The organism is Tatumella sp. UCD-D_suzukii, assembly GCF_000611875.2.
In the GTDB taxonomy this organism is placed as follows: domain Bacteria; phylum Pseudomonadota; class Gammaproteobacteria; order Enterobacterales; family Enterobacteriaceae; genus Tatumella; species Tatumella ptyseos.
Genome location: NZ_JFJX01000038.1, coordinates 36,369 through 60,623, shown reverse-complemented (window position 1 = coordinate 60,623; position 24,255 = coordinate 36,369). Strand labels below are relative to the sequence as shown.

Genomic DNA, 24,255 nt, shown 5'->3' with positions numbered 1-24,255 from the left:
TGCAGTTTATTCCTGTTGTTGCTGCTTTTCTGTGAGGTATGCCTGGTGAGAGGGTTTTCCGGCCAGATAGCGCTCACGAAAACATTCAAAGTGATTCAGTAACTCGGCGGCTGCGGCTTCATCACCGGCCTGTTCCAGTAATGCGATAGCGATTTCCGCAGTGCAGTGTTGTCCGGCACCCGGTGATTCCCGCAGGCTGTAACGGGATGGACGGGTGACATTTAATGACATTACCGGAAAGCGGTCCATCCAGGGGCTTTTACGAAACATTTTTGCGGCTTCGGTCCAGGTACCATCCAGCATAATAAAAAGGGGTGGTTTCCCCTGGCGTGGCGGGGCAGTTATGACTTCCCGGCCAGGGGCCGCATAATGGCCGGGAAAGACAACCAGCGGTTGTAGCAGGTCATTATTTACCGTATCCAGCAATGCCTGCGGGGGAGCGGTACGGGACCATTCGTAGGCCGTGGTTTCAGGCAGAATATCGGCAATCAGGCGCCCGGTATTGCTCGGTTTCATCGGCTCTGTATCGAACATCACCAGACAAAACTGACTTCGTGCCGGCACAGGAGTGATGGTGTGGCATAAACACCGGGGAACGGGGAGCAGGCAACGCTGACACCGGACAACCCGGTTTCCCCGGGCAAGGAAGGGGCGGGTGGACCGCGCAAGGCGATGTGCCCTGAGTGTCAGTACGGCATTATCTGGCATAGGTATCTTGTTATCCGGGAAAACTGCAGTGTAAATCAAAAAGGTGACGACTGCGTAGTTTTCCCGGAGGCGGGTATTATCCGCGTGGCTCATCGAGCCATTGTTCAAAGCCGGATTTCGGTAAGGCACCGCCCAGAGTGTCGATGTGTTTACCCTGACTGAACAGCATCAGCGTCGGAATGCTACGGATCCGGAAACGGGCACTGAGCTCTGCTTCGTTCTCAGTATTGACCTTGATAAAGCGCATCTCTGTCGCCCGTTCTTCGGCGACATCCTCAAATACCGGCGCAAATCCGACACAAGGACCGCACCAGGGGGCCCAGAAATCAATCACGACCGGTAAGTCATCACGGAGCAATTTATCCAGTGTCGCGGCGGTCGCGTTGATGACTTCTCCGGTAAACAAAGGCTCAGCGCAGCGTCCGCATTTTGCGTTATCGTCTTTCTTTTCTTCAGGCAGGCGGTTGATGGCAAGGCATTGGCTACATACGGTATTCATGATGACCTCTGATAAAGGTAAAGCAAATTTATCCCTGATTATCTGCCATACTGCGTTTACGGGCCAGAAGGATCCATCAATAGCTATAATAGATGACAGTATTAATGGGCAAAGTTAATAGATTAGCTGCGTGACATCAGGTAATCTTCGCGCTCCAGAACAGGAGGAAAGAATGAGCGACGATTTAAAAGGCAAAAGCAATAAAGTTAAAGTGATGTATGTTCGCAACGAGGATGATACCCGTCAACGTACAGGGAATCCGCGGACAGGCAAAGGAGGTCGCTCTCCGTCACGTCAGCAGGAGCCAGGTCGCCGTCAGGAAGAGAAATCCCGTTCTCCGTGGCGTACGGTTTCACGGGCGCCGTCTGAAGAGGACGCGACTGCGAAAGCGACTGCCCCGAAAGCGGATTCTCCTGTCAGAAATATTATCGATCCTGAAGTTATTCGTAAGCAGCGTCAGGAAGAAACGCGTGTTTATGGTGAAAATGCCTGTCAGGCGCTGTTCCAGAGCCGTCCTGAAGCCATTGTCCGTGCATGGTTTGTTCAGAGTGTGACCCCGCGTTTTCGTGAAACCCTGCGCTGGCTGGCTGCTAACCGTAAAGCTTATCATGTGGTTGAAGATGCTGAGCTGGTAAAAGCGGCGGGCACTGAACACCATGGTGGCGTCTGTTTCATCATCAAGAAACATATGGGACAGGATGTCAGCGAATGGCTGGCACAGTCTGCTGAAAAAGAGTGCGTGCTGGCATTAGAAAATGTCGGTAACCCGCATAACCTGGGTGCGATTATGCGTAGCTGTGCGCATTTCGGTGCGAAAGGTATTCTGGTTGATGATGCTTCATTACTGGAATCCGGTGCGGCTGTTCGTACGGCGGAAGGCGGGGCTGAGCATGTGCAGGCCATTACTGCGAATAACTTCGGGCAGGGACTGGATGCATTCCGTCAGGCCGGTTACACCATTGTTACCACCTCCAGTCATGCCGGTCAGCCTTTGTCTGCGGCCACGCTGCCGGAGAAAATGGTACTGGTATTAGGTCAGGAAGGCGACGGGCTGACAGAGTCGACGCTGAAGCAGGGAGATGTCAGTCTGTCGATTGATGGTACAGGTAGTGTCGAGAGTCTGAATGTCTCTGTTGCCACAGGGATCCTGCTGGCTGAATGGTGGCGTCAGAATCGCTAAGCCGCATAAGAAAAAAGCGCCGAAAGGCGCTTTTTTTTGGCGAAAATATATCTGTGGCTAATGGCCTCCGCCATCACTGGCTTTCCCGCTACTGCCAAACGGGGGTCTGGCAAACCAGATAGTCACCAGTAACAGAATAAAAATCCCTCCTGCTGCCCAGAAAATCTCATTGGCAGAAATGATTAATCCCTGATTCGTAATTTGTTGCGCCAGATAACCGGAGGCCTGCTGGTGGGTCATTCCCATATTTTCGAGTTTCTGGTACATCTGCTGCGCATTCGGATTATACGGATTGATGGACTCAGTCAGCTGACTATGGTGCAGTGACTCGCGGTCACTCCAGAGCGTCGTCGTAATAGAGGTACCTATCGAACCCGCGAGTGTCCTCAGAAAGTTTGACAGGCTGGACGCCGCCGCCATCCGTTCCGGAGGCAGCCCTGACAAGGTAATGGTTGTCAGTGGCATAAAGAAGCAAGCTACCGCAAATCCCTGGATAAACTGAGGCCACGCACTGGCTGCAAAATTCATCGCCGGTTCAAAAGTATAAGCACGCCAGTAAAAACAGACGGCATACATAATGAAGCTAAAGGTCACCAGCATCCGCATATCAAGCTTATGGGCGAATCGTCCGATTATCGGTGATAAAATGACCGGTAAAATGCCTACCGGCGCGGAGGCCAGCCCGGCCCAGGTGGCGGTATATCCGAAAACTTCCTGCAACAGCTGAGGCAGCAAAACGATAGTCCCGAAATACAGCATATAAGCCAGACTGATCGACACACAACCGATGGTGAAATTTCGTGAGCGGAACAGCGATAAATCTACGATAGGGTGGTCATCTGTCAGTTCCCAGATGAGCAATACCAGCAAGGCAACCACCGACAACACCGTCAGGGTAATAATTTCATTGGAACTGAACCAGTCCAGTTCTTTTCCCCTGTCCAGCATGACCTGTAAACAACCGATCCCGATCACCAGACTGACCAGCCCGACGATATCGATGGGCTGACGGGTGATTTTAGTTTCCCGGCCGCGGATCGTTTGCAGACTCAGTAAAATGACCACGATACCTATCGGGACATTGATGAAAAAGATCCATCCCCAGTGATAATTATCACTGATCCATCCCCCCAGAATTGGGCCGCAGATAGGGGCCACAATCACAGTCATCGCCCACAGTGACAAGGCGACGCTCCGTTTTGCTGGCGGGTAGTTGTTCAGCAGCAGGCTCTGGGACAGCGGGATCAGGGGGCCGGCGACCACCCCCTGAATGACACGGAAGAAAATCAGTGTAGACAGACTGCCTGACATACCACATGCCCAGGACGCAATAGCAAAACAGATAGTCGACAACATAAACAGTCTGACTTCGCCAAAGCGTTTTGCCAGCCACCCGGTCAGCGGGATTGAAATAGCGTTTGCGACCCCGAAGGAGGTGATAACCCAAGTCCCCTGGGAGTTTGACGATCCCAGGTTCCCTGCAATGGTAGGGATAGCAACGTTCGCAATGGTAGAGTCCAGTACCTGCATGAACGTTGCCAGTGATAAGGCAATGGTCATCAGGACCAGCGGGAGTCCTTCCAGTGGTTTCTGTGGCATGACTTTATCCCCGGCCATTAACCGGCATTCGCCCTGATAACGTCAGAGATGACCTGGTTGACCTGGCCCAGTTGTAACTCAAGCGCGTTACTTTGATAGGCCGGTGTTTTGCGCACTGTACTGGCCAATACCGCCCCGCTCTGGTCACTGGTATCCACGGTGACCAGCGTAGATAAGCCGATACGCAGCGGATGTTTTGCTAAGTCGGCCGGGTCGATATCCACACGGACAGGTAAACGTTGTACCACTTTAATCCAGTTACCGGTCGCATTCTGGGCCGGAAGCAGAGAGAAGGCGCTACCGGTCCCCATATCCAGACCGACGACTTTACCGTGATAGACCACATTGTCGCCGTAGAGGTCAGAAACAATGGTCGCCGGTTGTCCGATACGGACACCCGCAAGTTGCGTTTCCTTAAAGTTAGCATCCACCCACAGTTGTTTATCCGGCACGACAGCCATCAGTGAACTTGAGGGGGAAATCTGTGCGCCGACCTGAACTGCACGGCGTGAAATATACCCATCAATCGGGCTGCGGATGTCGGTACGTTGCAGTGCCAGCCAGGCATCGCGTACGGCTGTCGCGGCTTGCTGAACGGCCGGCTGATTTTCCAGCGACGTATCCAGCAATATCGCCTGATTAGCATTGTATTGTTGTGTAGCGACATCCAGAGCAGCCTGAGCACTGGTTACCGCATCACGTGCGTGTTGCAGGTCTTCACGGCCGATTAACTGTGCTTTCCCTAAAGGGATCCGCCGTTGTAAATCTTCCTGAGCCTGCGAGAGGGCTATTTTTTTGAGGGTAATGTTGGCCAGGTACTGTTTACTGTTGATCATCGCCTGGCGGGTCTGACGCACGCTGGTGGCGAGTGCAGTGAGCGATTTTTCATACGCCTGTTCGGCGTCAGTTTTGTCCAGAGTGACCAGAACGTCGCCCTGTTTAACGTAATCGGTATCATCAAACCAGACCTTAGTCACACTCCCTGAGACCTGCGGCATGACCTGAACCTGATTGCCTGCGACATAAGCATCATCTGTATCCTGATAATGGCTCAGGACCAGGAACCAGTAGGCGAAATATCCGATGGCGATGACAACACACAAAACGGCCAGAAGCGTTAATAATGTTTTACGCGTTTTCTTTTTCTTACTTTGGGGCTGCAGAGTTTCCTCACCTGCACTCATAGAATTCTCCACCTATGATAAAATTTAAAATTCCAGCCCCGCTTTTCTGAATAAAGAACAGACGCCGCAGCCGGAAAAGGCACGGAAGCATAACCAAAACTGAATTACATGATTTAGCACTTCATGACATATTACGTCTTTTCAATCACATCTCAGGATTTACTGCCCATTTCATCCAGCCGGCCCAGTAATTTTCTTGATAACGTCTCCAGCTGTTGCTGTTCTTCTGCTGTCAGTACACTCCACAAATGCTTGAGGCTTTCATGCTGTGGCGGAAGCACTTCACACAGAAAATCATAGCCTTTTTGTGTCAGGTGCAGATGCAGGCAGCGCCTGTCGTTATCGCTTTCCTTACGTTCAATCCAGCCTCTCTTTTCCAGCTCATCGGCAATCCGTGTCGCGTTGGTGCGGGAAGACCCCAGTGCAGAACTCAGCTCAGAGGGCTGAATACTTTGATTTTCACGCGCGTCCAGTGTCATCAGCGCGGTAAACAGGGTGTCATTAATTCCGCGATCTTTTAGCATCTTATTACGATTATCGAGCAGTTTGCCCTGAATATGCATACATAGTCGTGTCAGCAGGACTTCATGAACCGGATAATTGGTATGACGTTCTGCCAGAACATCCAGCATTTTTTCAATCGGAGAAAATGAACTTTCCATGGAGTGACCTCACTGATAATAATTATTTTGGTTTCCATTCCCGTCAGTGACTGCTCCCTATCTCTGGCTCAGAAGAGAATCAGGTAATTTTGCAAGGCTAATAATTACTTGTGGGAAAGTCACCCGACTAAAAGAATATGCCGCTAACGATAGCAAACCCATCCGACACTTAATAGTACGGAACGATATTTTTGTTGTTTTATACGTTTGTTGGTGGCGGAATCGCACCATATGTTTACTGCATTGATATCAGGGCAGGGGCGGGGAACGTCAGTAAGGGTATCAATCCGGCGGAGAGGTTTTTGGTGAACAAAATGAAGATAAAAAAAGGGACAGCACCAGGCTGTCCCTTGTCTGACACGTTAAATCAGGATTTCGCGGCGGCTAAAGCATCGCTTACCCATTGATTAAAGACGGCCTGATGAGCGTGGATCCATCCGTCTACCTGACGGTTGATATCTGCATCACTGCTTTCACCTGCGTACATACGGGCATTCTGAGCATTGATGTCAGCCAGCGGCAGGCGCATCTCAGAGAAAAGCTTCGCAGCGGCCGGGTTTTTCAGTGCCCATGCTTTGTTTGCCACAATGTGCATGGTGTTTACCGGGAACCCATAGTTGGCGCCATTCGGTAATTGAGTGTTCACATTTTTCTGTGCACCCGGTAATGACGAGAACGGTACCTGTAACCAGACAACATCGCGTCCCGGTTTCAGGATATCGCTCACCCAATAAGGGGTCCAGGTGTAGTAAAAGATCGGTTTCCCTTGTTTGTAGCGGGAAATCGTATCGGCCATCATCGCGGAATAGTTACCCATGTTCGCCTGTACGGTATTCTGCAGCGAGTAAGCTTTGACCTGATGATTAATCACGGTTTCACAGCCCCAGCCCGGCGTACAACCCGTCAGGTCGGCTTTTCCGTCACCGTTGGTATCGAATAATTTCGCAATCTTAGGGTCTTTGAACTGAGCAATATTGGTAATGTGGTATTTATCGGCGGTTTTCTTATCGATCAGGTAACCCTGAGCCGCACCGGTCACATAAGTCCCTTCACGGTAAAAGACTTTATCGCCGCCTGCCGCCTGATACATATCATCATGCAGGGGCTGCCAGTTAACGGCAGTGAAGGTGGCATCCCCGGAGGCTATCGAGGTATATCCCACGTTATAGTCCACTTCATCCGGAGCATCGACGGTATAGCCCAGCTTTTCCAGCGCGCGGCTGACCAGTAATGTCTGGAACGTTTCGCCGCTGATGGTACTTTGAACCGGTTTTACGGTAATCCCTTTACCCGGCAGATCGGCCGCGTAGGTCTGACCCGCCATCAGCAAAGTCAGGGTTGTCGCTGTGAGTAATTTGCGCATAGTCTTTCCTCAGTTATCGGGATACCCGCAGGGGGCGGGTATTCGCTTGATTATTTGGTCGCTGAAGGTTTAACAAAGGGACGTAACAGTAATCCGACAGGACCCGTGAGATACCAATGACGCTGCAGACGATTACGTTTGCTGCTACCGACAGATTGCGTCAGGCGGTCGAGAATAATCGCCAGGATAACGATGCCGACACCGCCGACAGTGGCCAGACCCATATCCAGTCGACCAATACCCCGCAGAACCATCTGCCCCAGTCCGCCGACAGCGATCATGGACGCAATCACGACCATCGACAGGGATAACATCAGCGTCTGGTTCACGCCGGCCATGATGGTAGGCATGGCCAGAGGCAACTGAACTTTAAACAGCATCTGACGCGGGCTGGCACCGAAGGATTCGCTCGCTTCAATCAGGTCAGCCGGGACTTGTTTAATCCCCAGGATGGTCAGTCTGACAATCGGAGGAAGCGCGAAGATAATGGTAACCACGACCCCGGGCACATTACCGATACCAAACAACATCACGATCGGTACCAGGTAGACGAATGCCGGCGTTGTTTGCATAGCATCCAGGATCGGTCTGATGATTTTTGCTGCCCGGTCACTGCGTGCCAGCCAGATACCCAGAGGTAAACCGATGACAATACAGAACAGCAGGGAGGTCAGTACCAGAGAGAGCGTAACCATCGCATCCCCCCAGGCACCGATAGCCCCGATGACCACCAGTGATACCAGGGTAGCGATGCCCATCCCGCCGGTTGTCATCTGCCAGGCTATCAGGGTGAAGATCAGGATAGCGACAGGTGACGGCATTGACGTCAGTAAATGCTGGAACGCACTCAATATGTAATCAATCGGTACACGTATCCCCTGGAATAACGGACGGAAATTATTCACCACCCAGTCAATGCCGTGTGTCACCCAGCTATCCAAAGGAATTAACGTTTTATGGAACGGGTCCATAATATTAAAGTGTTCATGGGCGGGAGCTGCAGGGGCATTCAGCCAGCTGTCATTTGACGCTGCCGCGTGGCTGCTGCTGTCCCCGCCGCTGCTCCATGCATCACCCGCACTGCTGCTATCGGGAGTCCCGCTGGCAGGTGCTGAGCTTGCCGGTGCAGAAGAGGTTGTCGACCAGGGATCGCTTGCGCTGCTGTCAGCCGCCGGGGCCGCGGTATGTGCCGGTGCTGCACTGCCGGTCGCTGCAGAATCACCCCATGGATTAGTGTCTGGTTTACTCATTACTGATTACCCTCGCGATCCAGAGCCTTTAACAGACTGCTCTTTGAAATTATGCCGATATACTGGTTATCTTCGTCAGTGACAGGGACAGCACAAGGTGCTGCTGCAATGTGCGAAAATATTTCATTCAATGGTGTCGTTGCCGGAATCGGCTCAGGGTTTTCCAGGAATGCGCTTTCCAGAGGGGCACCGTCTTCCAGAGCTTTTTGTAACGAATCACCGGAAACAATCCCGGCAAACTTCTGTTTGTCCAGCACGTAACCGTATTCCCTGTCTTTGTCCCGCAGCAACTGCAATGCTGAGCGCGGGCCAAAGCCTGGGGTTTTTCGCAGCAGTCCGTCTGCACCACGGCGGGCGATGTCTTTCGCACTAAAGACCTGACTGATATCCACCCCCCGGAAGAAGGTTTTGACATAGTCATTGGCCGGGTTATTCAGGATTTCATCCGGCGTACCGACCTGAACAACTTCGCCGTTTTGCATAATGGCAATTCTGTCCCCGATACGCATCGCTTCGTCTAAATCATGGGAGATAAAGACAATGGTACGTTGCTGACGGGTCTGGAGTTTGACTAACTCATCCTGCATTTCAGTACGAATTAACGGGTCAAGTGCAGAGAAAGCCTCATCCATCAACAGGATATCAGGGTTGATAGCCAGTGCGCGGGCAAGACCAACACGCTGGCGCATTCCCCCGGAGAGTTCATCGGGGAATGAATGTGCATATTTATCAAGCCCTACCTGACGCAAGGCATCCATAGCTTTGGTTTCACGCTCTTTTGGCGGAACGCCAGCCAGTTCCATCCCAAAGGCCGTATTATTAACGACGTTCATATGGGGCATCAGTGCAAAAGACTGGAAGACCATGCTGATTTTACTGCGGCGAATATCTCTCAGTTGAGATTCCGGTATTTTCGCGATATCCAGGCCATCAATGAGAACCTGACCGCGGGTGGGTTCGATCAGACGATTGAGAAGGCGAACCATGGTTGATTTTCCGGAACCGGATAATCCCATGATCACAAAAATCTCGCCTTCTTCAATGGCCAGACTGGCGTTATTAACACCCACAGAAAGCCCGGTTTTTTCCAGGATCTGCTCTTTGTTGAGCCCCTGGTCCAGATATTTAAAGGCTTTGCCCGGGTGATCGCCAAAAATTTTATATAAATTTTTTACTTCAAGTTTAATTGCCATTCGGTCGTATTATCCTGGTTATATTTATTTTTTCATGGGTTTATATTGTCCGGAGGGTGATGTACTTATATAACCGTACCATACTCAGAATATCTGACAACCCTTGACTTTGTTAATTCCCGCGGGTGTCGGGTGCCCTATTTCCCGCTAGCGCAGTGCTGGCAAGGGATACGCGGCATCCGGGAAACGGATATATTATTTACCGTCGAGGCCCTATTCTTTGGTAATAATAAACAGAGTGACTTGATCCAACTGGCTGAAATTCATCAGTAAAAAAAGTCGTTATTTTAACCGGAAGCCACTTTCACCTTCTGTACACTATTTATGACCCAGGCTACAGATAATTGAGTGAATGCCGTGATATTTATGGGGAATAATACCTTTGTGAAATAACGATTTATTTTTGCAGTGTTATCTCTGTAGTTATTGGTTTATTGTCCTGACTTATACCTCATTCATTGGTGTTTAATTCTTGATATTGTTTTGTTTTTGGATTTTTGTGTTGGTTCGGTTTTCGGAAATACCCTTCTGTTTTTCGGACGGAAAGCATTAATTACCGATAGCTTTGAGGGGAGGTGACATTAGCGAAAAATGGCTTGAAATAATATCAATCAGCCACATTCCCGATGATGATTATTCAGCCCTCACCCGATGAAATATCAGTAACAGTATCGCCTCATATGTTATGGCGACAGTGGGCGGATATTGCCGGAATGTTATCTTTATTATTTTCTGTCTTTGAGGCGGGTAAGGGTAAATATAGGATGTCTGCAGCGTGTCAGAGGGGTACCGATATTTTTTACAGTCACCGGAAAATACCTGGCCGATCCGGGAGGGCATAGCAGACAGAATTCCGTTCAAAAAACAGGAGTATCCGGCCCCGTGCAGTCAGGGGAAATAGCCGGTTAACTGTAGAGAATACAGGGATAATATCAGAGGTCAGGGGGCATCAGCAGAGCAGAAATAACGGCAGCAGAGAGCGGGTGGAATTTCGAAACAATTTGGCAGGAAAACGACGTAAATATTTGGGTGAAAAGTTCCCGGTTAACGGGATAACTTACATTAACCGGGAGCTGATATCCTGGAATTAATATTAACGTTTCGCTAACAAAATCCCAAAGACAACACCGACAGCGGCACTGATACCGGCGGCAGGAAGCGGATTTTCACGGATCCAGTTACCTGCGCAACAGGTTTCACCGTCATCCCCCTTCAGGGTCGCACGGGCTTTTTTCAGTAACTGCTGTGCATTTTTTTGTGCTTCTTCCAGGCCATCCTGAGCATCATCCGAATAAGACTTCAGTAATGCTTCAAGGCTGTCCGCAAGTTCGCCCACTTCCAGTTCACTTTCTTCAGCTTCAGATTTTTTGTATTTCGTTGGCATGTGTTCTCTCCGTGTTATCTCAACCTGGTAATAAGCATAGCCCAATATTTAGGCTATGCTGTGAGTTAAGGAAAATTCCGAATGCTCTGAGCCACAATACAGGGTGGCTGCGTTACAGTGGGCGGGCATGATAAGAATTAAGGGGATTTGCTATGTACTTACGTCCGGATGAAGTGGCCCGTGTTCTGGAAAAAGCGGGTTTTGAAATGGACCTGGTCACACCCAAAGCTTACGGGTACCGCAGGGGTGAAAGCTATGTCTATGTCAACCGGGAAGCCCGGCTGGGGAGAACGGCGTTAGTCATTCATCCGACATTGAAGGAAAAAAGCCAGCATTTTGCTGAACCTGCATCCGAAATTAAAACCAGTGACCATTATAAAGAGTTCCCGGTCTATCTCGCGGCAGATGAGCAGGAGCATTACGGTATTCCTCATGGGTTCAGTTCCAGAATGGCTTTGGAACGCTATATCAGCGGAGTCTTTGGTTAAATCGTGACTCCGGTAGTGACAAACAGCACAGGGAGTGGCTGTTTGTCACTCTGCAACCTACTGAGCTGTCGGCTTAACCATCGGTGCCCGGTGAGGCTTGAACTTCTCCAGAAACTGATGCTGAAAAATACACATACGGATAGTGTTACGGTATTCCCCGTTAATGAAAAATTCGTGCTTCAACACTCCCTCGGTTTCAAATCCCAGCTTGCTATAAATATGAATCGCTTTCTCGTTTTCCTCATCAACGATGAGATAGAGCTTATAGAGATTAAGCACCGAGAAGCCGTATTCCATTGCCAGCCTGGCGGCCTGACTGGCCAGCCCTTTTCCCTGATGTGCCGGGTCGATAATTATCTGAAATTCAGCACGCCGGTGGACATGATTGATTTCGACCAGTTCCACCAGTCCTGCGTTCACACCCGCATGCTCTACCACAAACCGCCGCTCTGTCTGATCATGGATATGCTTATTATAAAGGTCGGTAAGCTCCACGAAGGCTTCATACGGTTCTTCAAACCAGTAGCGCATTACACTGGCATTGTTGTCCAGCTGGTGGACAAAGTGCAGGTCTTCCCGCTCCAGCGGGCGTAGTTTTATCGTCATTTGCGGTTCCTGAAATACTGAGTTGCTTTGCGTCAGAAAATTGTGCCGCGCCTGCTGTCTTCCCTGAAAACCAGGAGGGGCGACCTGAAGCGACTATAGTTCAGGATATCGCGCTCTGGCACAAGGATTGCATTGAAATAACTGATTAATTTGCAGAGGAGGCCAGCTCCTCTGATTCAGGAGATCAGCATGATGAAAAACAACGATTGCCGGCAATATGGTCTGGCAGAACCTTATCCGCGCGACCTGAGAGGCTACGCCGGTACTCCGCCACAGGCAGCCTGGCCGGGCGGGGCCAGGATAGCGGTTCAGTTTGTCCTGAATTACGAAGAGGGTGCCGAGAACCATATCTGGCACGGCGATGCGGGATCAGAACAGTTCCTGTCCGATATTATTGGCGCGGCCAGTTATCCCTCTCAGCATATGTCGATGGATTCACTGTATGAATATGGCTCCCGGGCCGGGTTCTGGCGTATCCATGGGGAGTTTGTTAAGCGGGGCCTGCCACTGACGGTTTTCGGGGTGGCGATGGCGCTGGCCCGTCACCCTGAAATCGTCTCAGCCATAAAAGCGGCCGATTTTGACGTGGTCAGTCATGGCTGGCGGTGGATCCACTATCAGGATATGTCGCCGGACCAGGAACGTCAGCATATGCAGCAGGCCATAGAGGTATTGACTGAGTTATTCGGTCAGCGGCCGACAGGCTGGTATACCGGACGTGACAGCCCGAACACCCGACGACTGCTGGTGGAACAAGGCGGCTTTCATTATGACAGCGATAATTACGGGGATGATTTACCTTTCTGGACCCCGGTCACGTGCAGCAGCGGAGAAACGCGGCAGCATCTGGTGATCCCTTATACCCTGGAATGCAATGACATGCGATTCTGCACGCCGCAGGGGTTTAATACCGCAGAGCACTTCTTCACCTATTTGCGGGACAGTTTCGATGTGCTGTATGAGGAAGGCGCGACCGCGCCTAAAATGATGTCGGTGGGTATGCACTGCCGTATTCTTGGCCGGCCCGGGCGCTTCCGCGCCCTGCAGAAGTTTCTTGATTACATCGGAGACTACCCGGAGGTCTGGGTCTGTACCCGTCAGCAGATCGCTGAGCACTGGACGACCCATCACCCTGCACCTTAACCGGCGTGTCCCTGTCCCTGCCGGGACAGGGACACGGGATTATGACATCAGGCTGACCTGAGCCGCCACTATCCGCCAGCCTTCGGGGAATCGTACCCAGCTTTGTTGTTGCCGGCCGATTTTATCGGTCGTGCTGCGGGTGAACTCCGTACTGCAGACCGCAAAATCATTGCCATAGGTCGTGATCACCGTGTTCTGCAGGACCCGTTGCAGGTTGGCTGAAGGCCTGCCGGCACGGAATGTCTGGATCTGTTCGATGCCGTATAAATTCTCGCCGGCACCCAGGCGGACGGTATGGGGGCTGTGCCAGAATAATTCGTCCAGCACCTCAATATCATTGGTCGTCAGGGCGGTTTCGTAGCGACAGAACTGGGCTGTGACTTCTTCCAGCACATCGGGCTGGTTAATGACCGGAGTATTCATGCATGAGCATCCATTAATGAAAAGGGCGGCAGGGTAATATTCATCTGTTCCAGGGCCCGCGCTGCACGTAGCGCGACCGCTTCTTTAAACGGTGCGGCAATAATCTGTACCCCGACAGAGAGGCCGTTTGCCGCGGCCAGTGGCACGGTACAGACCGGTAAGCCGAGGAAGGAGATGGGCTGTGTCAGCATCCCCATACTGGCCCGGACCGGCAGATCCTGCTGGTTTATTCGCATCGTTTCCTGGTTAATCACGGTGGCACTGCAGGGAGTCGCCGGTGCCAGTAAAATATCCACATTATCGAATAAGGGCAGGATCTGGTCACGGAAGTGACGACGGAAGCGCTGGGCCTGAACGTACCAGCTGGCGGGAAGCATGGCACCGGCCAGCAGACGTTCACGTGAGTGAGGTTCAAACAGCTCCGGCGACTGTCGCAGTGCCGGCAGGTACTGGTTGCCCCCTTCACAGGCACTCAGGATAAAGGCGGCCTGCCTTGCCAGTTCGGCCCCGGGAAGTTCAGTCTCTTCTGTGGCATTCAGCGCCCGGGCCACGGTGGCGACGGCCCCCCGGGCCTCATCATCACACCACTGAGAGAAATATCCCCCCAGAACACCGACCCGTAACCCGGAAACGGACTGAGTCAGTGCCGGTGTTGCGGCCTCCGGGGGGCGTGAGGACTGAAAAGCATCCTGCGGATCATGGCCCTGCAACTGGTCATAAACCAGCGCCAGATCACCGACGGTCCGGGCAAACGGACCGATGTGATCGAGGCTGCCGACAAAAGGATGAGTACCGTGGCGGGATAACCGGCCAAAAGTCGGTTTTAGCCCGAAGACACCACACAAGGCCGCGGGCACCCGTATCGAACCATTGGTGTCGGAGCCGAGCGCGAAGGGGACGAGTCCGGCAGCAACGGCGGCGGCTGAGCCACCGGAGGAACCGCCGGCAATACGCTGTAAATCTCTCGGGTTATGACAGGGGCCATAGTGCGTGTTTTCGGTAGTAAAGCCGTACGCATAAGCATCCATATTCAGCATGCCGGAAAGCAGGGCACCTGACTGATGTAACAGAGCGACGGCCCGGGCATCGGCGGTCGCCGGCGGACGGTTGCAAAACAGTTTAGCCCCGGCCACGGTGGTGTACCCTTTGACATCGAACAGATTCTTTACCGCATAAGGGATCCCCGCCAGCGGGCTGCCCGTCTGACCGGCCTGAAACTGTTTATCCACGGCGGCGGCTTCCTGTAACATGCGCTCCCCGGTGACCTCGGTCCAGGCATTCAGCCGGGGATTGTAAGTGGCGATGGACTGTAATGTCTGCCGGGCAATATCGGTTGCACTTATCTCACCACGCAGCCGGGCCTGGCGGAGTTCGCTGATACTTAATGCGTTAATTGTCATAACGTATAAACCCCGGCAACATCCAGACGATCATCCAGCGGGTAATCCATCAAGGGCTGTGCCATACCGGCAATACGTGTCAGCTGTACCAGCAGTTCGGCTCTGCGATCGTCGGTCAGCGTCAGGTCCAGAATTTGCTCCATCAGGGTCAGGTAGGCTGACCAGGTGTCGGATTGTGTCATAGTTTTCTCCTCAGAAGCCGGCAGCACTGCCGTTACTGCGTGGGTCAGATGCACCTTCAAGCATGCCATTCACATGGCGGACAATGGCACCGGCATGGCCGGTGGCTTCACTGAAATCGCTGAGTAATTCGACGTCATGGCCCATTTTTTTCAGTGCTTCCACGGTGTCGGTACTGAAACGGCTTTCCAGTTTCAGAGACTCAGACGAATCTCCCCAGGTCCGGCCAAGCAGCCAGCGCGGTGCAGTAATGGATTGTTGTAAAGGCTGGTTCTGCAGGACATAACGGGTAAACAGGGTCGCCTGAGTTTGTGGCTGACCATCGCCGCCCATCGATCCGTAGACCATGACGCGGCCGTCCTTAAGGCGGACAGCGGCGGGGTTCAGGGTATGAAAGGGTTGTTTACCGGGCGCCAGGGTCAGCAGGTGATCCTTTTGCAGCGTAAAGGCGGCACCACGGTTCTGCCACAGGATCCCGGTGTCAGGGATCACCACACCGCTGCCAAATTCGTGGTAAATGCTCTGGATAAAGGAAACGGCCATTCCGTCTTTATCGATAACTCCCATCCACACCGTATCCCCGGGATCGCGCTGCCCCGTATCTGAAGCGGCGTGCTGCAGGTCAATCGCCGAGGCTAAGCTGTCGAGTCTGTCGGCTGACAGCAGGTCTTGTGCTTCTGCCTGCATTTCCCGCGGGTCAGTCAGCCAGTTATCCCGTAGCGTAAATGCCTGCCGGGTGGCTTCAACGATACGATGAATGGTATCGACTTCACTGGCTTCCGGCAGGCCGAGCCTGTCAGTGATACCGTTAATCGCCAGGGATACCAGCCCCTGCGTCGGCGGGGCCAGATTATACAGGGTGCCTGTGCTGTGGTTTAAGCGGAGCGGTGCTTTCTGTTTTGCATGGTGGGCTTGCAGATCACTTAAGGTGACCGGCATCCCCAGAGACTCCATTCCGCGGGCGATCCTGCGGGCCAGCGAGCCCCGGTAAAAGCTATCCAGCCCTTCCGAGGCCAGCGTTCTCAGGGTGTCTGCCAGCGCAGGCTGAGTAAAGCGGCTGCCGGCGTCGGGTGCTTGTCCCCCGGGAAGATAAATATCTGCAAATCCGGGCTGCCCCTGCAATTCCTGCTGCTTCGCGGCACTGGCTGCCGACTGAGATCCCGAGACCGGCATACCTGAAGCGGCGTAATGAATGGCGTCGTCCAGTAATTCAGCCACACTCGCCGGGGCATAGCCCAGCGTTTCCGAAAGTGTCAGGGCTTTCTGCCAGCCACTGACGGTGCCGGCGACCGTCAGAGCCGCTTTCGGCCCGCGGTAAGGAATGCGGTCCATTCCCTGATAGAAATCGTGATTTGCCAGGCTGCCTGCAGCACCGCTTGCATCAATGGTGATCGGTTCACCTTCCGGGGGCACAATCAGCCAGAAACTGTCGCCACCCAGACCATTCATATGCGGATAAACCACCGCGATGGTGGCCGCGGCTGCGACCATCGCCTCAATGGCGTTGCCCCCTTTTCGAAGCACGGCCAGAGCACTTTCACTGGCCAGATGGTGCGGGGTCACCGCCATACCGTTTGGCGCAATATTGCTTTGTATCATCTCTTCCTCAGAACGGGTCTTACAGTCATACCGACTACCTAGCAATTTTTGTTCCGCTTCTGGTTTTTTTTGGCAGAACAGTAACAATGGATCGAATTGTGCTAGCTTCTGCTGTAACAAATGTTGCAGGAGGGATGATGAAACCACTGGACCAACGGCTGGAATGCCATTACGACCAGCTTTCTCCTCAGGAGAAGCGGGTCGCTGATTTTGTGATCGATCATTTTGATGATGTGATCAGTTACAACAGTGCTGAACTGGCTCGTCTTAGCGGGGTCTCGAAAGCCACGGTCAGTCGCCTGTTTAAGCGTCTGGGATATGAAAAGTATAAAGATATGCACGATGAACTGCGTACTCTGCGCCAGACAGGTATGCCGTTAACCGATAACCGGGATGCGGTGCAGGGCAATACGCTGCTGGCCAGACATTATAAACAGGAAATGGCTAACCTGGCGCACTGGTCCGGCACACTGGATGCACAGCAGTTCACCCGCATCATTGACGCGCTAAGCCGTGCCCGTCGGGTCGCTATCTTTGGTCTGCGTAATGCCTATCCGGTGGCGATGCACCTGCGGTTGCAGCTAATGCAGGTTCGCCGGCAGGTACAACTGTTACCGACACCGGGGCAAACATTGTCTGAAGAACTGGTCGACCTGGAGCCGGACGATCTGGTCGTGGTGGTGGCGTTCCGTCGGCGTCCGGCGATTATCCGGCCATTACTGGAACAGTTGCAGCGTCAGTCAGTGCCGGTCGTGCTGATCAGTGAGCCGAATGTGGGAGCTCTGCAAGGGCTGGTGGACTGGCATCTGGCGTGTCCTCTGGAAAGTGTGTCGGCGTTTGACAGTTACAGTGCGGCCATGAGTCTGGTGAATTTGCTGGCGAATGCCCTGCTGCATGAATTACTGATGAGCGGGCGTCAGCGCATCCATCAGATAGCCGATCTTTATCAGCAACTTGAGGAGCTGGAACGTCGATGACGGGGCACCATGCTGGTGCTTTGCATTATTATAGTGCGCAATTATTGCGCATTGATCTCCGCAGTCACCGGTAAGCCTTTTTAAATCTGCTGTTTTCTGACATTTCCCCGGAGTATGTGGTTGGCACATTAGTTGCAACAACTGAGTCTGAAGAATCTTTTGTTTCATAACAGCTCAGGGGAAAATATGAAAAAGTTATTGATGGTTTTCGCGGGAGTGGCCTTACTGGCAGCACAGAGCACCGCCGTACTCGCAGATCAATTGCAGGATATCCAGAAACGCGGGGTTCTGCGGGTGGCTGTCCCTCAGGATTTTCCTCCGTTTGGATCGGTCGGCACCGATCTCCAGCCCGAAGGGTATGACATTGATATGGCCGGGTATCTGGCCAAAAAGATGAAACTAAAGTTACAGCTGGTCCCGGTCAGTAGTGCTAACCGGGTCGCATACCTGCAAACGAATAAAGTCGACCTGGTCATTTCGAGTCTGGGGAAAAACGCAGAGCGTGAAAAAGTCATCGATTTCAGCCGCGCTTATGCCCCGTTTTTCCTGGGTGTTTTTGGTCCGAAAGGACAGCCACTGAAAGACCCGGCGGCACTGAGTGGTAAGACTATCGGCGTCACCCGCGGGGCTGTTGAAGATATGGTACTGACGGCGATTGCCCCTAAAGATGCCACTATCCAGCGTTATGAAGACAACAATACCACGTTGTCTGCTTATCTCTCCGGTCAGGTTCAGTATGTGGCGACCGGCAACCTGGTCGTTGCGGCGATTAACCGTGAACATCCGTCAGCGGCACTGACCTCTCAGTTTACCCTGAAAGATTCTCCCTGCTTTATCGGTCTGAAAAAAGATGAACCGGATCTGAAAAATGAGGTTAACACGCTCATTGGCGAAGGTATTAAAGACGGAACCCTGAATAAGATGTCTGAAACCTGGATGAAAGCCCCTCTGCCGGCAAGCCTGGGGAGCTAAGAGTCGTATATGACAGGACATCTTGATTTTCCGGCTCTCTGGCCCTACCGGCAGGAATTGCTCTCCGGGCTGTGGGTCACTATTCAGCTGAGTGTGCTGGCGACCCTGGGGGGCGTGGGCCTGGGGATCCTCGGGGCGGCTATCCGTAGCGGTAAAACAACCCTGCTTAGCCGTCTGTGGGGGGGATACGTGGCGGTGATCCGCAATACCCCGTTTATGGTCCAGTTATTCTTTATTGTTTTCGGCCTGCCAAATATCGGGTTCCGTCTGACGGCCGGAGAAGCCGCATTGCTGACCATGATCATTAACCTCGGGGCATACAGTACGGAAATTATTCGTGCAGGGATCCAGGTCACTCCGAAAGGACAATGGGAAGCCTGCCGGGTACTGGGCTTCACCCGGCTGCAGACCTTTTTACGGGTCATCCTGCCTCCCGCATTACAACGTATTTATCCGTCGCTGGTAGGGCAATGCATCATCGTGATGCTGGGGTCGTCGGTCGTTTCTCAGGTTTCTTATCAGGAGCTGACCTTCCAGAGCAGCCTTATTCAGTCGCGCACTTTCCTGAGTTTTGAGGTTTATCTGGTCACGACGGCCATTTATCTGCTGCTATCCATTGCCATGCGCCAGCTCCTGATGTTAATCGGCCGCCGCTGGCTGGGAGTCACCGCAAAATGATGACATTTACTGACTGGGATATTGTCCGTAATTTACTGCTCGCCGGGCGCTGGACAATCCTGTTATCGCTGGTCGCTTTTTTTGGCGGCACGCTGACAACACTCCCTCTGTTGCTGATGCGCCTGAGCCGTTTCCGTTGCCTGCACCTGCTGGTACGTGCCTATTGCGGACTGTTCCAGGGCACCCCGCTGCTGATGCAGCTTTTCCTGGCGTTTTTTGGTGTGGCGTTATTCGGGATCGATGTCTCGGCCTGGACGGCCGCGTCTGTGGCGCTGACCTTATACACCAGTGCGTATTTGCTGGATATCTGGTACGGGAGCATCCGCTCGCTGCCGAAAGGGCAGTGGGAAGCCTCCCGCTGTGTCGGACTCACTTTTACGCAAACGCTTATCCATGTTGTTGCCCCTCAGGCATTCCGCGTGGCCCTGGCACCGACCGTCGGGTTCGCCGTGCAGGTCATTAAAGGTACCGCGCTGGCTTCCATTATCGGCTTCGTCGAACTGACCAAAGCCGGCACCATGCTGACTAACGTGACTTTTGAGCCGTTCAAGGTCTTTGCTCTGGTGGCCCTGGGGTATTTTATTTTGTGTTATCCGCTGTCCCGTTACAGCCTCTATCTGGAGAAGAAATTCGATGCCTCTCATCACCATTAATCAGATGCAGAAATTCTACGGTGATAACCATGTTCTGAAAGGGATCGATCTTGATATCGATGCCGGTGAAGTGGTGTCTATCATCGGGCGTAGCGGTTCAGGAAAAAGTACCTTGTTGCGCTGTATTAACGGCCTTGAGAGCTATCAGGAAGGCAGTATTAAACTGGGCGGCATGACTATCACCTCCAGTGACAGTCAGGCCAAAACGATCAGCCAATCCATTGGCATGGTTTTCCAGAGCTTTAATCTGTTCCCCCATATGACAGCACTGGAAAATGTCATGCTGGCCCCGCGGCTGGTACTCAAAAAAAGTCGGGCAGAGAGCCGGGATCTGGCCGCCCGTATGCTGGAGAAAGTCGGGCTGGGAGAGCGACTGAACTATTCACCGGCCAGCCTTTCCGGCGGACAACAGCAGCGTGTTGCCATTGCCAGGGCACTGGCGATGCAACCGAAGGTATTGCTGTGTGACGAAATTACCTCTGCACTGGACCCCGAGCTTGTCGGGGAGGTGTTGCGGGTACTGGAACAACTGGCTGCTGATGGCATGACCCTGATTCTGGTGACGCATGAAATGAATTTTGCGCGAGAGGTCGGGGATCGGGTGGTGTTTATGCATCAGGGGAAAGTCCGTGAACAGGGGGACAGCAAAACCTTCTTTACTCACCCGCAGACCGCAGAACTCAAACAGTTCATCTCTACGGTTCGTTTGTAATCACTCTTTTTAAGGAACGCATTATGGATCTCAGCCAGATTTCCTCTATCAATCCGCCCCAACGATTACTGATGGGCCCCGGTCCGATCAATGCCGATCCGCGGGTACTGCGGGCGATGTCCAGTCAACTGATCGGACAATATGATCCCGCCATGACCGGCTACATGAATGAGGTGATGGCACTGTACCGCGGGGTCTTTTGTACCCAAAATCAGTGGACACTGCTGGTTAACGGGACCTCCCGTGCCGGAATTGAAGCGATTCTGTTATCCGCCATTAAACCGGGCGACAAAGTGCTGGTCCCCGTGTTCGGGCGCTTCGGACACCTGTTATGTGAAATCGCACATCGCTGCCGTGCAGAAGTGCACACCATTGACGTTCCATGGGGAGAGGTGTTCACGGCAGATCAGATTGAAGATGCCGTTCGCCGTATTAAACCGCGTCTGTTACTGACGGTACAGGGTGATACATCGACCACGATGTTACAGCCGCTGGCGGAACTCGGTGAAATCTGCCGTCGGTATGGCGTGTTGTTCTATACAGATGCGACCGCCTCGCTGGGCGGAAATGCGCTGGAGACGGATGCCTGGGGACTGGATGCCGTATCGGCCGGGATGCAGAAATGCCTGGGCGGGCCTTCGGGCACGTCACCGGTCACCCTCAGCGCACAAATGACAGAGGTGATCAGACGACGCAGACGTGTTGAACAGGGGATCCGCACGGACGCTCACCAGCAGGGTGAGGATGAAATGATCTATTCCAACTATTTTGATCTGGGCATGATCATGGATTACTGGGGTGCGGAACGGTTAAACCACCATACGGAAGCGACCAGTGCATTATTTGCCGCCCGCGAATGTGCGCGCATCCTTCTGCAGGAAGGGATCGACGAGGGGATTGCCCGACATAAGCTGCATGGTGATGCGATGCTGCAGGGGATCCGGGCCATGGGGCTTACGGTCTTTGGCGATGTCCGTCATAAAATGAATAATGTGCTGGGCGTGATGAGCCCTGCACAGGTCAATGGCGATCAGGTGCGTAGCATGATGCTGAACGACTTCGGGATCGAGATCGGCACCTCATTCGGACCGTTACATGGCAAAGTCTGGCGTATCGGCACCATGGGCTATAACGCGCGTAAACAATGCGTCCTGCAAACCCTGACCGCTCTCGAAGCGGTACTGAATCGCCTCGGCTTTATCACCCGTCAGGGGGCTGCGATGCAGGCCGCGTGGGATCACTATCTGACGGAAGCACCTCATGCAGAATAAAATGAGCGTCCGGCAGGCGCAACAGGCCGGGGAGCGGGCGATGGCCCGCTGTGATTCTCTGGCTGAGATCAGTGAAACCGAAGGACAACTGACCCGGGTGTATCTCTCGGCGGAGCATCTCCGTGCTAATCATCTGACCGGTCAGTGGATGAAAGAAGCGGGGATGGCGGTCTGGCAGGATGAGGTCGGGAATATCTGCGGGCGTTATGAAGGGCAGACACCGGATGCCCCGGCAATCTTACTGGGATCCCATCTGGACAGCGTGCGTAATGCGGGAAAATACGACGGGCCGCTGGGGGTACTGACGGCGATAGAAACCGTCAGCTGGCTGAATGAGCAGCAAATCCGTCTGCCGGTCGCCATTGAAATTATCGGTTTTGCCGATGAGGAAGGGACGCGTTTCGGGATCACGCTGCTGGGTAGCAAAGGCATTACCGGACGCTGGCCTGATAGCTGGACGGCACAGCCGGACAGTGAAGGGATCACTGTCGCGCAGGCGATGCAGTCAGTCGGCCTGCAGGCGGAGACTATTGCACAGGCCACCCGACGCCGGGACGCCTTTATCGCCTATCTTGAGTTACATATCGAGCAGGGACCCTGTCTGGAAGAGGCCGGACTGGCACTGGGGGTGGTGACGGCGATCAACGGCGCACGTCGCCTGAACTGTTCCTTTACCGGGATGGCGGGCCATGCCGGCACCGTCCCGATGACTCACCGGAAGGATGCTCTGGCCGCGGCGGCGGAGTGGATGGTCTTTATTGAACGGGTGACGTGTGAGGCCGATCCGTTATTAGTCGCAACGGTCGGGACCCTGACCTGTGAACCGGGAGCGGTGAATGTGATCCCGGGCGACGTCAGGCTTTCTCTGGATATCCGCGGGCCGGAAGATGGCCCGCTGGCAGAACTGCTGGCCACGCTGTTGCAGGAAGGTGAGCAGATTGCGGCGCGGCGGGGACTGTCATTCCGCGCAGAAGAGTATTATGGCATTCAGGCAACGACCTGCGATCCGGCACTGCGTGATGCTTTCAGTGAAGCGGTCACTGAGATTCAGGGGCAGTCGCTCCTGCTGCCCAGCGGAGCCGGACACGACGCCATTGCTATTGCAGAGTGCTGGCCTGTGGCGATGTTGTTCGTCCGCTGTGCCGGGGGGATTAGTCATCATCCGGAGGAGTCGGTGACCACGGAGGATGTATCGCTGGCCATACAGGCGTATTTACAGGCTATTATTAAGGTGGCGGATTCGGCCATTAGCGGGAACTCACGTAATGCGGAGAACGTCTGATGAATATTGAGCAGTTTAATCAGTTGTCGCCCTCAGAGGCGAGGGCGGCCATTGAAAGCTGTGTGGCGATCCCCTCCTGGCAACAGCAACTGGTGGCTGCCCGTCCTTTCCTGTCGGTACAACAGGCGCTGGACTATGCCGACGGATTATCCCGGCAGTGGCAGCAGACCGAATTAGCTCAGGCGTTCAGCGCTCACCCACGGATTGGCGAAAGAGCCACAGGTCAGCAGGCACATCAGCAGGCCTCCCGCAGTGAGCAGGCAGCGGTACTGACGGCAGATAGCCAGGTCAGGCAGGCGATGGCCGAGGGAAACCAGGCGTATGAAGCACGTTTTGGCCGTATTTTTCTGATCCGTGCCAAAGGACGGACGCCGCAGGATATTCTGGAGCAACTCCGCCGGCGTCTGCATAATGATGACAGTGAAGAGCTGGGGGAAACCCTGGCGCAATTACGTGAAATTACGTTATTGCGATTACAGGAGGTATTGTCATGAGTACCATCACCACACATATTCTGGATACGGCGCTGGGTAAACCTGCCCGTGACGTCCGCATTACGCTTGAGCAGCAATCGACAGAAGGCTGGGCTGAACTGGCGCAGGGTAAGACGGACGATGACGGGCGTCTGAAAAACCTGACACCGGAACCGGTGACTCCGGGGCATTACCGGCTGACCGCCGAAATCGGGGATTATTTTGCGATAGCCGGGCGGCAGTCGCTGTATCTGACGGCACAGATTGATTTTGTGATCCCGGAAGCCGGCAGTCACTACCATCTGCCGTTTCTGATCACCCCCTGGTCATGGTCGACCTATCGGGGAAGTTAACCCCCTGGTTGTGATGGCGGGCA

General features: G+C 53.4%; 26 protein-coding genes. 12 read left to right on the top strand and 14 right to left on the bottom strand.

The features are described from left to right. Nucleotides 1–6 precede the first annotated feature (6 nt). Nucleotides 7–708, bottom strand: a complete 702-nt coding sequence (locus CG67_RS07540; RefSeq protein ID WP_025902347.1) for a tRNA-uridine aminocarboxypropyltransferase — start codon at nucleotides 706–708, stop codon at nucleotides 7–9. 76 nt (nucleotides 709–784) lie between these two features. Continuing rightward, the gene (trxC, locus tag CG67_RS07535; RefSeq protein ID WP_025902346.1) at nucleotides 785–1,207 is read right to left on the bottom strand and encodes a thioredoxin TrxC; all 423 of its coding nucleotides are present in this window, start codon (nucleotides 1,205–1,207) and stop codon (nucleotides 785–787) included. 172 nt (nucleotides 1,208–1,379) lie between these two features. Here trxC and CG67_RS07530 point away from each other — a divergent pair, with 172 nt between their 5' ends. Then, nucleotides 1,380–2,387, top strand: coding sequence for a tRNA/rRNA methyltransferase (locus CG67_RS07530; RefSeq protein ID WP_025902345.1), 1,008 nt, complete (start codon nucleotides 1,380–1,382; stop codon nucleotides 2,385–2,387). A 57-nt stretch (nucleotides 2,388–2,444) separates the two neighbouring features. On the opposite strand, the gene emrB is transcribed toward CG67_RS07530, so the two are convergent. The 7 genes from emrB to CG67_RS07495 form a co-directional block, all read right to left on the bottom strand. Continuing rightward, entirely contained in the window at nucleotides 2,445–3,986 is a 1,542-nt protein-coding gene (gene emrB, locus CG67_RS07525; protein WP_025902344.1) for a multidrug efflux MFS transporter permease subunit EmrB, read from the bottom strand. A 17-nt stretch (nucleotides 3,987–4,003) separates the two neighbouring features. Further along, nucleotides 4,004–5,170: a multidrug efflux MFS transporter periplasmic adaptor subunit EmrA gene (gene emrA / locus CG67_RS07520; protein WP_025902343.1), complete on the bottom strand. Its 1,167-nt coding sequence runs from the start codon at nucleotides 5,168–5,170 to the stop codon at nucleotides 4,004–4,006. 152 nt (nucleotides 5,171–5,322) lie between these two features. Next, on the bottom strand, nucleotides 5,323–5,832 hold the full coding sequence (mprA, locus tag CG67_RS07515) for a transcriptional repressor MprA (RefSeq protein WP_029991197.1): 510 nt from the start codon (nucleotides 5,830–5,832) through the stop codon (nucleotides 5,323–5,325). 367 nt (nucleotides 5,833–6,199) lie between these two features. Further along, nucleotides 6,200–7,195: a glycine betaine/L-proline ABC transporter substrate-binding protein ProX gene (gene proX, locus CG67_RS07510; protein WP_025902342.1), complete on the bottom strand. Its 996-nt coding sequence runs from the start codon at nucleotides 7,193–7,195 to the stop codon at nucleotides 6,200–6,202. Nucleotides 7,196–7,245: 50 nt separating this feature from the next. Next, on the bottom strand, nucleotides 7,246–8,445 hold the full coding sequence (gene proW, locus CG67_RS07505) for a glycine betaine/L-proline ABC transporter permease ProW (protein ID WP_025902341.1): 1,200 nt from the start codon (nucleotides 8,443–8,445) through the stop codon (nucleotides 7,246–7,248). Continuing rightward, entirely contained in the window at nucleotides 8,445–9,638 is a 1,194-nt protein-coding gene (gene proV / locus CG67_RS07500; RefSeq protein WP_025902340.1) for a glycine betaine/L-proline ABC transporter ATP-binding protein ProV, read from the bottom strand. Before proV ends, proW begins: the two co-directional genes overlap by 1 nt. 1,093 nt (nucleotides 9,639–10,731) lie before the next feature. Next, entirely contained in the window at nucleotides 10,732–11,022 is a 291-nt protein-coding gene (locus tag CG67_RS07495; protein ID WP_025902339.1) for a DUF883 family protein, read from the bottom strand. 152 nt (nucleotides 11,023–11,174) lie between these two features. On the opposite strand from CG67_RS07495, the gene CG67_RS07490 reads away from it, so the two are divergent. Then, complete coding sequence (locus CG67_RS07490; protein ID WP_025902338.1) at nucleotides 11,175–11,510, top strand: DUF2002 family protein; 336 nt, start codon at nucleotides 11,175–11,177, stop codon at nucleotides 11,508–11,510. 57 nt (nucleotides 11,511–11,567) lie between these two features. Here CG67_RS07490 and speG read toward each other — a convergent pair whose 3' ends face one another. Beyond that, nucleotides 11,568–12,116, bottom strand: coding sequence for a spermidine N1-acetyltransferase (speG, locus tag CG67_RS07485; protein ID WP_025902337.1), 549 nt, complete (start codon nucleotides 12,114–12,116; stop codon nucleotides 11,568–11,570). Between the two features lie 189 nt (nucleotides 12,117–12,305). On the opposite strand from speG, the gene puuE reads away from it, so the two are divergent. Further along, nucleotides 12,306–13,259, top strand: coding sequence for an allantoinase PuuE (puuE, locus tag CG67_RS07480; protein ID WP_025902336.1), 954 nt, complete (start codon nucleotides 12,306–12,308; stop codon nucleotides 13,257–13,259). 39 nt (nucleotides 13,260–13,298) lie between these two features. Here the strand turns inward: puuE and hpxZ are convergent, their stop codons facing one another. The 4 genes from hpxZ to CG67_RS07460 are packed head-to-tail and all read right to left on the bottom strand — an operon-like array spanning nucleotide 13,299 to nucleotide 16,861. After that, nucleotides 13,299–13,682, bottom strand: coding sequence for an oxalurate catabolism protein HpxZ (hpxZ, locus tag CG67_RS07475; protein ID WP_025902335.1), 384 nt, complete (start codon nucleotides 13,680–13,682; stop codon nucleotides 13,299–13,301). Then, nucleotides 13,679–15,082, bottom strand: coding sequence for an AtzE family amidohydrolase (locus CG67_RS07470; protein WP_025902334.1), 1,404 nt, complete (start codon nucleotides 15,080–15,082; stop codon nucleotides 13,679–13,681). The genes hpxZ and CG67_RS07470 overlap by 4 nt, the downstream gene beginning before the upstream one ends. Further along, the gene (gene hpxX, locus CG67_RS07465) at nucleotides 15,079–15,264 is read right to left on the bottom strand and encodes an oxalurate catabolism protein HpxX (protein ID WP_025902333.1); all 186 of its coding nucleotides are present in this window, start codon (nucleotides 15,262–15,264) and stop codon (nucleotides 15,079–15,081) included. The genes CG67_RS07470 and hpxX overlap by 4 nt, the downstream gene beginning before the upstream one ends. Nucleotides 15,265–15,274: 10 nt before the next feature. Then, nucleotides 15,275–16,861 carry a gamma-glutamyltransferase family protein gene (locus CG67_RS07460; RefSeq protein WP_025902332.1) on the bottom strand — a complete coding sequence of 529 codons (1,587 nt, stop codon included), beginning with the start codon at nucleotides 16,859–16,861 and terminating at the stop codon, nucleotides 15,275–15,277. A 137-nt stretch (nucleotides 16,862–16,998) separates the two neighbouring features. On the opposite strand from CG67_RS07460, the gene CG67_RS07455 reads away from it, so the two are divergent. The 9 genes from CG67_RS07455 to uraH all read left to right on the top strand — a co-directional run bounded on the left by CG67_RS07455 (nucleotide 16,999) and on the right by uraH (nucleotide 24,232). Continuing rightward, entirely contained in the window at nucleotides 16,999–17,838 is an 840-nt protein-coding gene (locus CG67_RS07455) for a MurR/RpiR family transcriptional regulator (protein WP_025902331.1), read from the top strand. A gap of 186 nt (nucleotides 17,839–18,024) precedes the next feature. Beyond that, nucleotides 18,025–18,810 carry a transporter substrate-binding domain-containing protein gene (locus CG67_RS07450; protein ID WP_025902330.1) on the top strand — a complete coding sequence of 262 codons (786 nt, stop codon included), beginning with the start codon at nucleotides 18,025–18,027 and terminating at the stop codon, nucleotides 18,808–18,810. Nucleotides 18,811–18,819: 9 nt separating this feature from the next. Then, a complete protein-coding gene (locus CG67_RS07445) occupies nucleotides 18,820–19,488 on the top strand; it encodes an amino acid ABC transporter permease (protein ID WP_025902329.1) in 669 nt (222 codons plus the stop codon). After that, entirely contained in the window at nucleotides 19,485–20,141 is a 657-nt protein-coding gene (locus CG67_RS07440; RefSeq protein WP_025902328.1) for an amino acid ABC transporter permease, read from the top strand. The genes CG67_RS07445 and CG67_RS07440 overlap by 4 nt, the downstream gene beginning before the upstream one ends. Then, nucleotides 20,122–20,853, top strand: a complete 732-nt coding sequence (locus CG67_RS07435) for an amino acid ABC transporter ATP-binding protein (RefSeq protein ID WP_025902327.1) — start codon at nucleotides 20,122–20,124, stop codon at nucleotides 20,851–20,853. Before CG67_RS07440 ends, CG67_RS07435 begins: the two co-directional genes overlap by 20 nt. 23 nt (nucleotides 20,854–20,876) lie before the next feature. Continuing rightward, nucleotides 20,877–22,124 carry an alanine--glyoxylate aminotransferase family protein gene (locus CG67_RS07430; RefSeq protein WP_025902326.1) on the top strand — a complete coding sequence of 416 codons (1,248 nt, stop codon included), beginning with the start codon at nucleotides 20,877–20,879 and terminating at the stop codon, nucleotides 22,122–22,124. Beyond that, nucleotides 22,114–23,406 carry an allantoate amidohydrolase gene (gene hpxK, locus CG67_RS07425; protein WP_025902325.1) on the top strand — a complete coding sequence of 431 codons (1,293 nt, stop codon included), beginning with the start codon at nucleotides 22,114–22,116 and terminating at the stop codon, nucleotides 23,404–23,406. Before CG67_RS07430 ends, hpxK begins: the two co-directional genes overlap by 11 nt. Continuing rightward, nucleotides 23,406–23,900 (top strand): 2-oxo-4-hydroxy-4-carboxy-5-ureidoimidazoline decarboxylase, encoded by a 495-nt coding sequence (gene uraD / locus CG67_RS07420; RefSeq protein ID WP_025902324.1) that lies wholly within the window; start codon nucleotides 23,406–23,408, stop codon nucleotides 23,898–23,900. Before hpxK ends, uraD begins: the two co-directional genes overlap by 1 nt. Next, nucleotides 23,897–24,232 carry a hydroxyisourate hydrolase gene (gene uraH / locus CG67_RS07415; protein ID WP_025902323.1) on the top strand — a complete coding sequence of 112 codons (336 nt, stop codon included), beginning with the start codon at nucleotides 23,897–23,899 and terminating at the stop codon, nucleotides 24,230–24,232. The genes uraD and uraH overlap by 4 nt, the downstream gene beginning before the upstream one ends. Nucleotides 24,233–24,255: the final 23 nt, after the last annotated feature.